The organism is Acinetobacter bouvetii (genome assembly GCF_902753875.1).
GTDB classification, from domain to species: Bacteria; Pseudomonadota; Gammaproteobacteria; order Pseudomonadales; family Moraxellaceae; genus Acinetobacter; species Acinetobacter bouvetii_A.
In genome coordinates, this window is record NZ_CADDTS010000014.1 from 73,951 (window position 1) to 87,790 (window position 13,840).

General features: G+C 42.8%; 11 protein-coding genes. 8 read left to right on the forward strand and 3 right to left on the reverse strand.

From position 1 onward, the window contains the following. Positions 1–88 precede the first annotated feature (88 nt). From FB6_RS04120 to FB6_RS04145, 6 genes are all read left to right on the forward strand, one after another. The gene (locus tag FB6_RS04120) at positions 89–694 is read left to right on the forward strand and encodes a phosphatase PAP2 family protein (RefSeq protein ID WP_174558776.1); all 606 of its coding nucleotides are present in this window, start codon (positions 89–91) and stop codon (positions 692–694) included. Positions 695–726: 32 nt separating this feature from the next. Continuing rightward, on the forward strand, positions 727–1,995 hold the full coding sequence (locus FB6_RS04125; RefSeq protein WP_174558777.1) for an efflux RND transporter periplasmic adaptor subunit: 1,269 nt from the start codon (positions 727–729) through the stop codon (positions 1,993–1,995). Between the two features lie 12 nt (positions 1,996–2,007). Beyond that, the gene (locus tag FB6_RS04130; RefSeq protein WP_174558778.1) at positions 2,008–5,190 is read left to right on the forward strand and encodes an efflux RND transporter permease subunit; all 3,183 of its coding nucleotides are present in this window, start codon (positions 2,008–2,010) and stop codon (positions 5,188–5,190) included. Then, positions 5,190–6,650 carry a multidrug efflux RND transporter AdeIJK outer membrane channel subunit AdeK gene (adeK, locus tag FB6_RS04135; protein WP_174558790.1) on the forward strand — a complete coding sequence of 487 codons (1,461 nt, stop codon included), beginning with the start codon at positions 5,190–5,192 and terminating at the stop codon, positions 6,648–6,650. Before FB6_RS04130 ends, adeK begins: the two co-directional genes overlap by 1 nt. 103 nt (positions 6,651–6,753) lie before the next feature. Further along, positions 6,754–7,110, forward strand: a complete 357-nt coding sequence (locus FB6_RS04140) for a YbjQ family protein (protein ID WP_174558779.1) — start codon at positions 6,754–6,756, stop codon at positions 7,108–7,110. A gap of 3 nt (positions 7,111–7,113) precedes the next feature. Then, complete coding sequence (locus FB6_RS04145) at positions 7,114–7,548, forward strand: YbjQ family protein (RefSeq protein WP_174558780.1); 435 nt, start codon at positions 7,114–7,116, stop codon at positions 7,546–7,548. A gap of 191 nt (positions 7,549–7,739) precedes the next feature. Here the strand turns inward: FB6_RS04145 and FB6_RS04150 are convergent, their stop codons facing one another. Genes FB6_RS04150 through FB6_RS04160 form a run of 3 tightly spaced genes read right to left on the reverse strand, consistent with a single transcriptional unit; the run spans position 7,740 to position 10,063 of the window. After that, positions 7,740–8,495 carry a hypothetical protein gene (locus tag FB6_RS04150; RefSeq protein WP_174558781.1) on the reverse strand — a complete coding sequence of 252 codons (756 nt, stop codon included), beginning with the start codon at positions 8,493–8,495 and terminating at the stop codon, positions 7,740–7,742. A gap of 46 nt (positions 8,496–8,541) precedes the next feature. Continuing rightward, positions 8,542–9,348, reverse strand: coding sequence for an SDR family NAD(P)-dependent oxidoreductase (locus FB6_RS04155; protein WP_174558782.1), 807 nt, complete (start codon positions 9,346–9,348; stop codon positions 8,542–8,544). 52 nt (positions 9,349–9,400) lie between these two features. Then, entirely contained in the window at positions 9,401–10,063 is a 663-nt protein-coding gene (locus FB6_RS04160) for a hypothetical protein (RefSeq protein ID WP_174558783.1), read from the reverse strand. 184 nt (positions 10,064–10,247) lie between these two features. Between FB6_RS04160 and FB6_RS04165 the strand changes: the two genes are divergently transcribed. Both FB6_RS04165 and FB6_RS04170 read left to right on the forward strand, forming a co-directional pair. Continuing rightward, on the forward strand, positions 10,248–13,142 hold the full coding sequence (locus FB6_RS04165) for a valine--tRNA ligase (protein WP_174558784.1): 2,895 nt from the start codon (positions 10,248–10,250) through the stop codon (positions 13,140–13,142). A 62-nt stretch (positions 13,143–13,204) separates the two neighbouring features. Beyond that, positions 13,205–13,720: a hypothetical protein gene (locus tag FB6_RS04170; protein WP_174558785.1), complete on the forward strand. Its 516-nt coding sequence runs from the start codon at positions 13,205–13,207 to the stop codon at positions 13,718–13,720. The last annotated feature ends 120 nt before the right edge of the window (positions 13,721–13,840 follow it).

Below are 13,840 nucleotides of genomic sequence, written 5' to 3' on the forward strand. Positions count from 1 at the left end.
ACACACTTGAAATAAAGTGTACTGATGAGTACACTTTAACCATTCATTAGTCATGCTTCAATCGACTAAGATAAAAAAGGTTCCTAACATGCCTTATATGTTGCTTGGTGTAGGATTTTTATTATTTATTTTCAGCATATTAATGCTTCTCATCCCATCACTTCATCAGCTTGATCTGGTAATAGTGCAATGGATGAGCCAGCATCGTAGCAACGCTGTCAATATGATATTTATCACACTTTCGACACTCGGCGGCATGCCATTTGTGTTATTTTTAACCACAGTCTGGTGTGTACACCAAGGCTGGTATAAAAAATACACGAATGTCGTTTTTATCAGTTTGGGACTGATTGGAAGCAGTGCCACGGTTTGGCTGCTTAAATATTTGATTTCAAGACCTCGCCCACCTGAAATGTATCATCTGGTGAATAGCTATGGTGCTTCATTTCCCAGTGCGCATAGTATCTATGCCGCTACTTTGGGTTGTCTTGCAATCTATCTTGGCCAAAAACATCCGAAGCACACGTTGATTTGTATATGTGCTTTTATATGGTTGTTACTTATGGGAATTTCAAGGGTATACCTTGGGGTGCATTTCCCCTCTGATGTCTTGGCAGGTTGGAGCATAGGTTTTATTTGGATCACACTACTGTATCTGTTGTATGCCAAATTTAGCAGAGCGAAAACAAATTAGTTTTTAGATAATAATCTAATCGAGGTGGAAGAATGATGTCTGCAAAGCTATGGGCGCCCGCCCTAACCGCTTGCGCATTAGCGACAAGTATTGCACTTGTTGGTTGTAGCAAAGATCCTAAGGATGCGCAGCAAGCTGCAGCAGCCCAAAAAATGCCGCCGACGGAAGTCGGTGTCATTGTTGCTCAACCTCAAAGTGTAGAGCAATCGGTAGAACTTTCAGGTCGTACCACGGCATTTGAAATTTCTGAAGTTCGGCCTCAAACCAGTGGCGTAATTCTGAAACGTTTATTCACTGAAGGCAGCTATGTGCGTGAAGGTCAGGCGTTGTATGAAATTGACTCACGTACCAACCGTGCCGGTGTAGATAGCGCACGTGCGGCATTAACCCGCCAGCAAGCTAACCTGAATGTGTTACGTGTGAAAGAAGGTCGCTACCGTCAACTTGTCGGCACCAATGCCATTTCAAAACAAGAATATGATGATATTGCTGCTCAAGTAAAATTGGCTGAAGCCGATGTCGCAGCAACCCAGGCTGAACTTAAAAATGCAGAAATCAACCTCGGTTACTCAACTGTTCGCTCGCCTATTTCAGGTCAAACCAACCGCTCTACAGTTACAGTAGGTGCTTTGGTCACTGCTAGCCAAGCTGATCCTTTGGTTACGGTTCAGCGTCTAGACCCGATTTATGTCGACATTAACCAGTCGAGTGCTGAATTGTTGCGTTTACGTCAACAATTGAGCCAAGGTAGCTTGGGTAGCAGCAACAACACCAAAGTGAAGCTGAAACTTGAAGATGGTAGTTATTACCCAGTTGAAGGTCGCCTTGCATTTTCAGATGCCAGTGTGAACCCAGAAACAGGTACTGTAACTTTACGTGCCGTATTCCAGAACCCGAATCACCTGCTGCTTCCAGGTATGTATGCCACTGCTCAAATCGTACAGGGCGTCGTTCCCAATGCGATCTTGATTCCACAGGCTGCAATTACCCGCACACCAACAGGTCAGGCGATTGCCATGATTGTCAACGCCAAAGGTGTGGTTGAAACACGTCCTGTAGAAACTTCTGGTGTTCAAGGTCAAAACTGGATTGTGACTAAAGGTCTGCAAACCGGTGAAAAAGTGATTGTAGATGGTATTGCCAAGGTGAAAGAAGGTGCAACTGTGGTTGCCAAACCTTATCAACCTCAAGCTGCAGCACCTCAGGGTGCAGCTAAACCTGCAGCAGAAGCAAATAAAGCAGGAAAACCTGCTGAACAGGCTCAACCAAAAACTGAACAAAAAGCTACTTCAAATGCATAAGGGGTAGACTAAATGGCTCACTTTTTTATTCATCGCCCAATCTTTGCATGGGTGATTGCATTGGTGATTATGCTGGCGGGTGTGTTAACCCTCAGCAAAATGCCGATTGCACAATATCCGACCATTGCGCCTCCAACAGTCACCATTGCGGCGACATATCCAGGTGCATCTGCTGAAACTGTAGAAAATACAGTGACCCAGATTATTGAGCAACAAATGAATGGTCTGGACGGCTTACGTTATATTTCGTCTAATAGTGCGGGTAACGGTCAAGCCTCTATTTCTTTGAACTTCGAACAAGGGATTGACCCAGACATCGCCCAAGTTCAGGTACAAAATAAATTACAGTCAGCAACTGCCCTACTTCCTGAAGATGTACAACGTCAGGGTGTAAAAGTGACTAAATCGGGTGCCAGCTTCTTGCAGGTACTGGCATTTTATTCACCCAATGGCGAACTGACTGATGCAGACATTAAAGATTACGTAAACTCGAATATTTCCGAACCACTGAGCCGTGTGGCTGGTGTAGGTGAAGTACAGGTGTTTGGTGGTTCATATGCCATGCGTATCTGGCTAGATCCTGCAAAACTCAGCAGTTACCAGCTCACACCAAGTGATGTCGTGACAGCCCTTCGTACCCAAAACGCACAAGTTGCCGTGGGTCAGTTAGGGGGTGCACCCGCAGTTCAAGGTCAAGTGCTGAATGCAACAGTGAATGCACAAAGCCTGTTACAGACTCCTGAACAATTCCGTAGCATTTTCCTTAAAAATGTCGGTTCTGGTGCAAAAGTTACTATTGGTGATGTGGCTAAAGTTGAATTAGGTTCGGACAATTACCAATTCACCTCTAAATTTAACGGCAAGCCTGCAGGTGGTGTTGCAATTAAACTGGCAACAGGTGCCAATGCCTTAGATACTGCAACGGCTGTTGAAGAACGTTTAGTACAACTTCGTAAAAACTATCCAAATGGTTTAAAAGACCAGTTAGCTTTTGATACGACTCCGTTTATTAAACTTTCAATTGAAAGTGTGGTTCACACCTTAGTTGAAGCAATTATTCTGGTCTTCATTGTCATGTTCCTGTTCTTGCAGAACTGGCGTGCGACCCTGATTCCAACTATGGCTGTACCAGTGGTGGTCTTGGGTACCTTTGCGATCATCAACCTGTTCGGCTTCTCGATTAACACCTTGACCATGTTTGCCATGGTACTGGCCATCGGCTTGCTGGTGGATGATGCCATCGTTGTCGTTGAGAACGTTGAACGTGTGATGCAGGAAGAACATCTCGATCCTGTCACGGCGACTGAAAAGTCCATGCAACAGATTTCGGGTGCCTTGATTGGTATTACCACCGTATTGACTGCGGTATTCGTACCGATGGCATTCTTCAGTGGCACAACCGGGGTAATTTACCGTCAGTTCTCGATCACACTGGTTACCGCCATGATCTTGTCGTTAACTGTCGCATTAACCTTTACCCCTGCCCTTTGTGCAACCTTGCTGAAACAGCATGAAAAAGATAAACCGGAAAGTAATGGTATTTTTGCCCGCTTCTTCCGCTGGTTTAACCACAGCTTTGACCGTCTTTCTCATGGCTATCAAAACTGGGTTAGCAAACTACTGATTCATAAAGTGATTGCGGCTGCAATTTATGCAGTCGTGATTGCTGGCTTGTTATTTTTGTTTAAAAGCTTACCAAGCTCATTCTTGCCAGATGAGGACCAAGGTGTGGTCATGACACTGGTACAGCTTCCACCAAATGCGACACTAGACCGTACTGAAAAAGTCATTGATCAAATGACCGGATTCTTTATGGAAGGTGAACATGCCAATGTAGATTCTGTATTTAGTGTTGCAGGCTTCTCATTCACCGGTGTGGGTCAAAATGCCGGCTTGGCTTTCATTAAATTGAAAGACTGGAGCGACCGTACGACTGCTGAATCGAAAATTGGGGCCATTATCCAGCGCGGTATGGCACTGAACGTGATTGCTAAAGACGCTTCTTATGTGATGCCATTGCAGCTTCCTGCGATGCCTGAACTGGGTGTTTCTGCGGGCTTTAACTTGCAGTTGAAAGATGCTGCCGGTAATGGTCATGAAAAATTGATCACTGCACGTAACATGATTTTAGGTATGGCAGCACAAGACAAACGTCTCATTGGTGTGCGTCCAAATGGTCAGGAAGATACGCCACAATACAAAATTTATGTCGATAACGAAAAAGCCAGCGCTATGGGCGTCAGCATTTCTGAAATCAACAGCACCATGAGTATTGCCTGGGGTGGTTCATACATTAATGACTTTATTGACCGCGGTCGCGTGAAAAAAGTCTATGTTCAAGCCGTACCCGATGCGCGTATGATGCCGGAAGATTTGAACAAGTGGTACGTACGTAACAACTTAGGACAAATGGTTCCGTTCTCTGCCTTTGCAACAGGTGAATGGACTTATGGTTCACCACGTCTTGAGCGTTATAACGGTATTTCATCGGTAAACATTCAAGGTACTCCTGCACCGGGCGTCAGCTCTGGTGATGCGATGCTTGCAATGGAGGAGATCATTGCCAAACTTCCGCAAATGGGTATGAGTGGTTATGACTATGAATGGACAGGTTTATCTTTAGAAGAACGTGAAGCAGGTTCGCAAACCGCAAGTCTTTATGCGCTTTCTATGTTAATCGTGTTCTTGTGTCTTGCTGCATTGTATGAAAGCTGGTCTATTCCATTCTCTGTCCTTTTGGTGATTCCTTTAGGTATTGTGGGTGCAATTGGCCTAACTTTCTTGGGCATGGTGGTTCTGAAAGATCCGAACTTGTCGAATAACATTTACTTCCAGGTTGCGATTATTGCCGTCATTGGTTTGGCTGCAAAAAATGCGATCCTGATTGTCGAATTCGCCAAGGAACTGCAGGAAGATAAAGGCGAGCCTTTACTTGAAGCAACCTTGCATGCAGCAAAAATGCGTTTACGTCCAATCATCATGACCACCCTTGCCTTCGGTTTTGGTGTACTTCCTCTTGCCCTTTCATCAGGTGCAGGCGCAGGTAGCCAACACTCAGTCGGTTATGGTGTACTGGGTGGTGTGATCAGTTCAACTTTATTAGGTATCTTCTTTATTCCAGTGTTCTATGTATGGATTCGAAGTATCTTCAAATACAAACCTAAAAAACCAAATAATCAGGAGCAAGCATCGTGATGCAAAAGGTATGGTCTATTTCAGGTCGTAGCATTGCGGTATCTGCACTTGCGCTTGCTTTGACAGCCTGTCAAAGCATGCGTGGCCCAGAGCCCGTAGCTCAAGCAAATATTCCAGAACAGGGTTATTTAACCGCCAGTTCTGGACCTTCAATTGCTGAACAAGGTTATAAAGACTTCTTTGCTGATCAACGCTTGCTTCAAGTGCTTGATCTGGCATTGGCCAATAACCGTGATTTGCGTACATCAACGTTGAACATTCAACGTGCGCAGCAACAGTATCAAATTACCCAGAACAACCAGCTGCCAACCATTGGTGCCAGCGGTAGTGTGCTTCGTCAAGACACCCTGAACACTAAAGGTGCCATGACCAGTTACAATGTTGGTCTGGGTGTGACTGCCTATGAGCTGGATTTTTGGGGTCGTGTACGTAGCTTAAAAGATAATGCTTTAGATACGTATTTAGCGACGTCAAGTGCGCGAGATGCAACGCAAATTGCGTTGATTGGTCAGGTTGCTCAGGCATGGTTAAATTACTCGTTTGCCAATGCAAATTTAAAGCTTGCCGATCAAACCCTGAAAGCTCAGCTTGAGTCTTATAACCTCAACAAAAAACGTTTCGATGTGGGTATCGACAGTGAAGTTCCTGTTCGTCAGGCTCAGATCTCTGTAGAAACAGCGCGTAACGATGTTGCCAATTACAAGACCCAAATTGCCCAAGCGCAGAACTTGCTGAACCTGTTGGTTGGTCAACCAGTGCCTGCCAATTTGCTACCGACTCAACGTGTCACACGTATCAGTCAAAGCAATGCAATTGGTGCCGGTTTACCAAGCGACTTGTTAAACAACCGTCCGGACCTTCGTGCTGCCGAATATAAGCTTTCTGCAGCGGGTGCCAATATTGGTGCCGCGAAAGCACGCATGTTCCCGACCATCAGTTTGACCGGTAATGCAGGCTATGCATCAACCAGCTTAAGCGACCTGTTTAAATCAGGTGGTTTTGTCTGGTCTGTTGGTCCAAGTATTGATCTGCCAATCTTCGATTGGGGCACACGTAAAGCCAACATCAAAATTTCAGAAACAGATCAGCAAATTGCTTTGTCTGACTATGAAAAATCAATTCAGTCCGCTTTCCGCGAAGTGAATGATGCTTTGGCCGTACGTCAAAATATTGGTGACCGTTTGGCAGCACAGCGTCGTTTGGTTGATGCAACCAATACCACTTATAAACTTTCCAATGCACGCTTCCGCGCGGGTATTGACAGTTACTTAACCGTATTGGATGCACAACGTGCCTCATATGCAGCCGAACAAGGTTTATTGTTGCTTGAACAAGCCAACATGAATAACCAGGTTGAATTGTACAAAACCCTTGGTGGCGGACTAAAAGCCAACACAAGTGATGCAATTCAATACCAACCTTCTAGTGCTGAACGCAAAGCGGCAAATAGCGCTCAATAAATAATCCTCAATAAAAAAGCCTGCGTAATGCAGGCTTTTTTATTGCTTTTTTAAGTCTGATTTTCTATCTTCACTAGACGCCTTCTCATTTGAATATTAAAAAATGCTCCTTAGTAATTTAGAATCTGTTCCAGGACATACCATTAGCCGTCAAATTGATGTGGTGTATGGCAGTACCGTGCGTAGCAAGCATGTTGGACGTGACCTGCTTGCAGGCTTAAAAAATATTGTTGGTGGTGAACTGACCGCCTATACCGAACTGCTGGAAGAGTCGCGTCAGGAAGCGATGAACCGCATGATTGAAAAAGCTCAATCTTTAGGTGCAAATGCTGTGGTTGGTATCCGTTTTTCTACTTCGAATATTGCCCAAGGTGCTTCGGAACTTTTTGTGTATGGCACAGCAGTTGTGGTGGAGCCAAACATTCCTAAACTTCCCGATCCATTTCAAGCGCAGGTCTAAGTGATGGATGGCTTGATTTTCCAGATTGCTGTTTTTGCCATTTTATTTGCAATAGGCTTTGGTTTTGGCAGATATAACGAACGTAAGCACCTAGATTCACTGGCCGAAAATGAACAGCGTTTGGCTTATATCACGCTGGACAATAGCCGCTTTAAGACCTCTCCCCATCCCGGGCAACTGGTCAGTAGCAATGTGGTTATTTCCCATGATTATTTCAAATATGTGATTGCCAATATCCAGAATTTTTTCGGTGGTCGTCTGACCAGTTATGAAAGCGTGGTCGAACGTGCCCGCCGTGAAGCGATTGTGCGTTTAAAACTGGAAGCAGAGAAAACGGGCGCGACGCATATTATGGGATTACGCCTGAGTACCACTGAAATGGGCATGCAAGGCGGGATGGTTGAAGTGTTTGCTTACGGCACAGCGATTAGACCTTAATATTAATAATCAAATTTAAACGGTGATGAAATTTGATCAAATTAGCCATCAAATTTCATCATAAAACTTTCTCTTACACACTGATCAGAAGTAAGGTCTTTTTCTATTTAGCAACAAATATAAGACAAGCACCCTCAAGCATATAAAAGTAACTACGTTTAATTTAAAAACAAGTGATCAACATTTCTAAACTAACGCGCCATTTCACACACCCATTCACCCGCTTTTTCAACGCATTTTTCCGTTACTAAAGGATAATTGGTCAATTCTGTAAGATGAAATTCCTGCTGATCAAAACGAATAATTGATTGATATGTACCATCATCCATTTTAATGTCTAAACCGTTGTCTTTAATCCTATACATCGTATTTCCAACTGCCTTTCTAAACCCATCAAAATAATAAAAATTGATCTGATTATTCTGAATGTTTAAAAAGCCTATTCCGCCATAATACTGTGACTTATGATTGCGCATATCGATAATATGGACGTTGGTATTGTCATATACAAAACGCCCCACTTCTTTAAGCCAGCTGTTTTTTAAAATTGACAGCTGCTCTGAAAAGATATGCCCATTTAATAAAATACATTGAACTGGACATTTTTTAGTATCTGCAGATGGGGTTTTTAAATATTGCTGATGATTTAAAATCTCAAAACGATATGGGATTTGACGTGTATCCAATTGAGCTAATGGCAACCGTGTATTAATGTTCGAATTTTTAGTGTTATAAAATGTCGATTTCAGCCATTTCTGCGTATCAAAAAAATGTTCACGCGGACGCCAACCTTGTTTCTGTTCTTCTGAAGGCTCTGCATACGCCCACGCCTCTTCAACTAATTGATCAATCGGTTTAGCTGCAGACAACATTGAAACCGCCATTGAGCATAAGCAAAGTACGAAACAGCTGACGAATCTATAAAACTGATGTAATACTTGTTTCATACCCTACTTAAACCTTAAAAAGTTCATACTAAAAATTTTAAACGTATTACTTCACTTTCGCTTTACGAATCATTTTATACAGTGTACTTGGCGATAAACGCGACACCCATACTCCCAATTTTTCTTTGGTCCCACCGACCACAATATATTCTTCCCCGTTCAGTAAAGCACTCACCACTGTTTTAGCAAAAACTTCTGGCTTTAAACCATTTTCAATGGCGTCATCCTGATGACCTTGCGGCTTACCAGCGCCATTTAAAGCATTGTAGGAGACATTGGTTTTGACAAAGCCTGGGAAAATCACCGAGACATCGACCCCTTCCTGTGCCACTTCTGCACGCAAGCTGTTGGCCCACATATGAATCGCAGCTTTTGCTGCAGAATACGTGGCACGGTATTGCGTACCCAACAACCCTGCGACACTTGAAACAAAGGCAATACGACCAAACTTCTGCTTTAAAAAGGTCGGTAAAACCGTTTTGGTCAGAAACACTTGCGAGAAATAATCCACTTCCATAATCGCGCGTTCAGTTTGCATGGTGGTATCGGCAATCAGGGCACGCTGGCTGAGACCTGCGTTATTGATCAGCCAGTCTATGCGTCCTTTATTATTTAGTACTTGTTCATAGGCATGGCGCACCTGATTTTCATCGGTAATATCGGCACTAATACAAACATGCCGTTCAGGATGAAATAAACTTGAACACACATTTTCCAGTTCATCCATACGCCGTGCGGTTAGAATCACCTGTGCTCCCTGCAAGGCACATTCTTGAGCAAGCGCTTTGCCTAAACCTGAAGATGCACCGGTAATCCATACCACTTTATTGTCTAAACTGTCCTGCTTTGCCATCTAAGGATTCCTGTTTTACTTAGCTCACTTACATTTTTTAATGTCGAGAAATCTATTGCTTCGGTTCCTGATTCAAAAACATCAAAAAATGATCAAAATAGCGATGCGTTGCTTTCGCATCATACTGCGTGCCCAGTTTTTCCAGACGTTTATAACCCATTTGTGTGGTCAGACTGATCACGCCATTTAAGGTTTTATCAACCACCAAATTGAATTTCAACATCTTTTTAGGTTCACGGACTAATCGGGTCACGCCTTCATCCACCATTTCGGTAAAGGCTTTTAAGGCAGGCGAAACGTATTGGCCATTTCCACCCTTGATTTGTTCCACACAGCCCAATAATTCAACCACTAACAGATGATCGACGCTATAAGAAATATAATTCTGACCATTTTTTTCATGCGCCATTTCAATTAAATAATTGACCATTGGCACCAGACGATCATTGCCAAAAAATGACACCGACCAAGGCATATACTTGCGTACCGTATCTAAAATCTGCTGCACCACTTTCTCAGACTCCCGGTCACCGGAAGTCGATAAGCGCGCAATTTCGCCAAAAACCTGATCGACAATTTCACAGGAAATGTCCGCCAGTACCTCACCTAAAGGCTTGGCCAAACTTTGGCTTTCACCTTGATTGAGCTGCTGATGAATCTGCTGGAAACGCTGATGGGTTTCGGCTTTTAGCTTTAAAGAAATCAAATAACTCATAATACTTATCTCCTTGTTAGAATTGTTCTGCGATCATTTGCGCTGTTTTTATTATAGTTACATCATAAAACCTAATTGTCTCTGTGCCAAATGCTTATTTTATGGATTTTCTTTACATGCCTAATTTGCCATTTTTTTGCTACAATAGATGCAATTTTTTATCCACTTTTGATCTGTTTAGACTATGACTGATTCAGCGCAAAATATTGCTACGACCTACGATCCGACCGAGATCGAAAAAAAATGGTACAAGACTTGGGAAGAGAAAGGCTATTTCAAGCCATCTCAAAAGGGTGAATCTTTCTGCATCATGATTCCGCCGCCTAACGTCACAGGCAGCTTGCACATGGGTCATGGTTTCAACAATGCCATTATGGATGCCTTGACTCGCTATAACCGTATGTCAGGCAAAAATACCTTGTGGCAACCGGGAACTGACCATGCGGGTATTGCAACGCAAATGGTTGTAGAGCGTCAGCTGGGTGCAGAAGGCATTAGCCGTCATGATTTGGGTCGTGAAAAGTTCATCGAAAAAGTCTGGGAATGGAAAGAACAGTCTGGCGGTAACATTACCCGTCAAATCCGTCGTTTAGGTTCTTCAGTTGACTGGTCACGTGAACGCTTCACCATGGATGAAGGTCTTTCAAACGCAGTAAAAGAAGTGTTTGTCAAACTGCATGAAGAAGGTTTGATCTACCGCGGTAAACGCCTAGTGAACTGGGATCCGAAACTGCAAACTGCCCTATCTGACTTAGAAGTTGAGTCTGATAAAGAAGAAGCAGGATCACTCTGGCACTTTAAATATTTCTTTGAAGATAAATCACTGCGTACCCACGATGGTAAAGATTACATCGTGGTTGCAACAACACGTCCTGAAACATTACTCGGTGATACGGCAGTTGCGGTTGCACTGGATGATGAACGCTATGCAGCACTTGTTGGCAAAAATATTATCTTGCCAATTACGGGCCGTGCAGTTCCAATCGTTAAAGACGAATATGTAGACAAAGAATTTGGTACAGGCTGTGTAAAAATCACCCCTGCACACGACTTCAATGACTATGAAGTGGGTAAACGTTGCGAATTGCCAATCATCAACATCTTCAACAAAAATGCAGAAGTGTTGAGCGATTTTGAATACATCGCAAAAGCGGGCGAGCAAATTTCTAAAACCATCCCAGCGCCTGCTGAGTATGTTGGTTTAGAACGCTTTGCAGCACGTAAAAAATTGGTTGAACAAGCTGAAGCTGAAGGCTGGTTAGACCAAATTCAACCATACACATTGAAGCCACCTCGCGGTGACCGTTCAGGTGTAATCGTTGAACCATTACTGACTGACCAATGGTATGTAAAAATTGCACCGCTTGCTGAGCCTGCAATTAAAGCCGTGAAAGATGGCGACATCAAATTCGTACCTGAGCAATACAGCAACATGTACATGGCTTGGATGAACAACATTCAAGACTGGTGTATTTCACGTCAATTGTGGTGGGGTCACCGCATTCCGGCTTGGTACGATGCAGAAGGCAATGTATTTGTTGGTCGTGACGAAGCGGAAGTTCGCGCTAAACACAACATCGCGCCTGAAGTTGAATTAAAACAAGACGAAGATGTATTGGATACATGGTTCTCATCGGGTCTTTGGACATTCTCAACTTTAGGTTGGACTGGCGATGCGAAGAAAGATGCGGAAAACTACTTCCTCAATACCTTCCACCCGACAGATGTGCTTGTAACTGGCTTTGACATCATCTTCTTCTGGGTTGCCCGCATGATCATGATGACCATGCACTTCATGAAAAATGAAGATGGTACACCGCAAGTTCCGTTCAAAACTGTGTATGTACACGGTTTAGTACGTGATGGCGAAGGTCAGAAGATGTCTAAATCTAAGGGTAACGTGCTTGACCCATTAGACTTGATTGATGGTGTAGATCTTGAAACTTTAGTACAAAAACGTACTTATGGCTTGATGAACCCGAAACAAGCAGCGAAGATTGAAAAATCAACCCGTAAAGAATTCCCTGAAGGCATTCAGTCTTACGGTACTGACGCAGTTCGTTTCACGTTCTGTGCGCTTGCCAACACAGGCCGTGACATCAAATTCGACATGAAGCGTGTTGAAGGTTACCGTAACTTTGCCAACAAAATCTGGAACGCAACGCGTTTCGTAATGATGAACATTGAAGGTCAAACCATTGGTACAGAAGTTCGCCAAGACCTTTGGGAATTGCCTGAACAATGGATCGTGAGCCGTCTGCAAAAAGCAGAACTTGCGGTTCAACAAGCCTTTGCAACCTATCGTTTAGACTTGGCTGCGCAAGCGATTTACGAGTTCATCTGGAATGAATACTGTGACTGGTATGTAGAGCTTACTAAACCAGTATTGAACGATGAAAACGTTTCTGAAGAACGTAAAGCTGAAGTTCGCCGTGTATTGTTAGCGGTAATGGAAGCGTCTTTACGTTTGGCTCACCCATTGATGCCGTACTTGACTGAAGAAATCTGGCAAACTCTTGCACCGAAACTGGGTATCGCTGGTGAAACCATTATGTTGGCGCAATACCCTGTTGCTGAGCAAGCACTTATCAATGACCAAGCTGAAGCGGATATGCAATGGCTGCAAGGTTTAATTGGTGCGGTACGTAACATCCGTGGTGAGATGGGCTTAGGTAATGCTCGCTTGTTGCCAGTTCTTTTACAAAACACCACTAAAGCTGAAAAAGCACAGATCACACGTATTGAAGTGTTATTCAAAGCATTGGCGAAAGTTGAAAGCATCACCTTCTTGGCTGATGGCGAACAACCACCATTATCTTCATCTTCTGTCGTTGGTCACGTATCTGTATACGTTCCAATGAAGGGTTTAATTGACCCTAAAGCGGAGTTGGGTCGTCTACAAAAAGACTTAGACAAGGTTCAAAAGCAACATGACCAAATTGCAACTAAACTTGGCAATGAAGGTTTTGTGGCGAAAGCACCTGCGGCTGTGGTTGAAGGCGAGAAAGTAAAACTTGCTGAGTTTGCTGATCAGTTAGCGAAGATTAAAGCGAATATGGAGCAGATTGCGGCGCTTTGATGTGTTGCTTATTTGATCTTTTTTCTGTAAAAAGAAGCCTTTAGGGGCTTCTTTTTCTTTATATGAATATAGACAATTTAATTCGTGAAATTTTTAAAAAAAATGGCAGTATAAGTAAAGTTGACGTAAATGTATTAATTAAAAGCATTTTGCAATGTTACTTTGATAAAGAAAAAATTGCATATGAACTCGATACTGGTAGCTCAATTAAATATTATGACTTTATTTTGAGCAGTGATTTTAGAAGTTTTTCAAACCCTATAGGTATTAAAGTTGATGTTGATTTAAGATCTATTTTTACTGCACATTTTGAAAACCAACAAATTGATAATAATGAACATAACCAATTTGAAAAATTAAGATCAACTTTATACGAATTAATAAGTACGTACACAATATCCTCAATTATACTCATTACGTTTCTTGATGAAGATCAAATCAAAGAGTTCAAAGAGAAAAATCGAGATTTAAATAAAAATTTTAATATTGAAGTTATTGGCAAAGATTTTATAAATGAAATTCTTCAAGATATGCCTAATCAAGTTGAAGAAATTATTAGTAAACTTTTTTCTTCTTAGATTCTCAAATGAAGTGCAACAGAGATTAAATTATTGGAAGGAAGCAAGATGAGCTAGCATTTTGCTTCCGACCGACCAAAGTCAAAGTTGCATCATGAACTATACTCATCTCACTCTAGA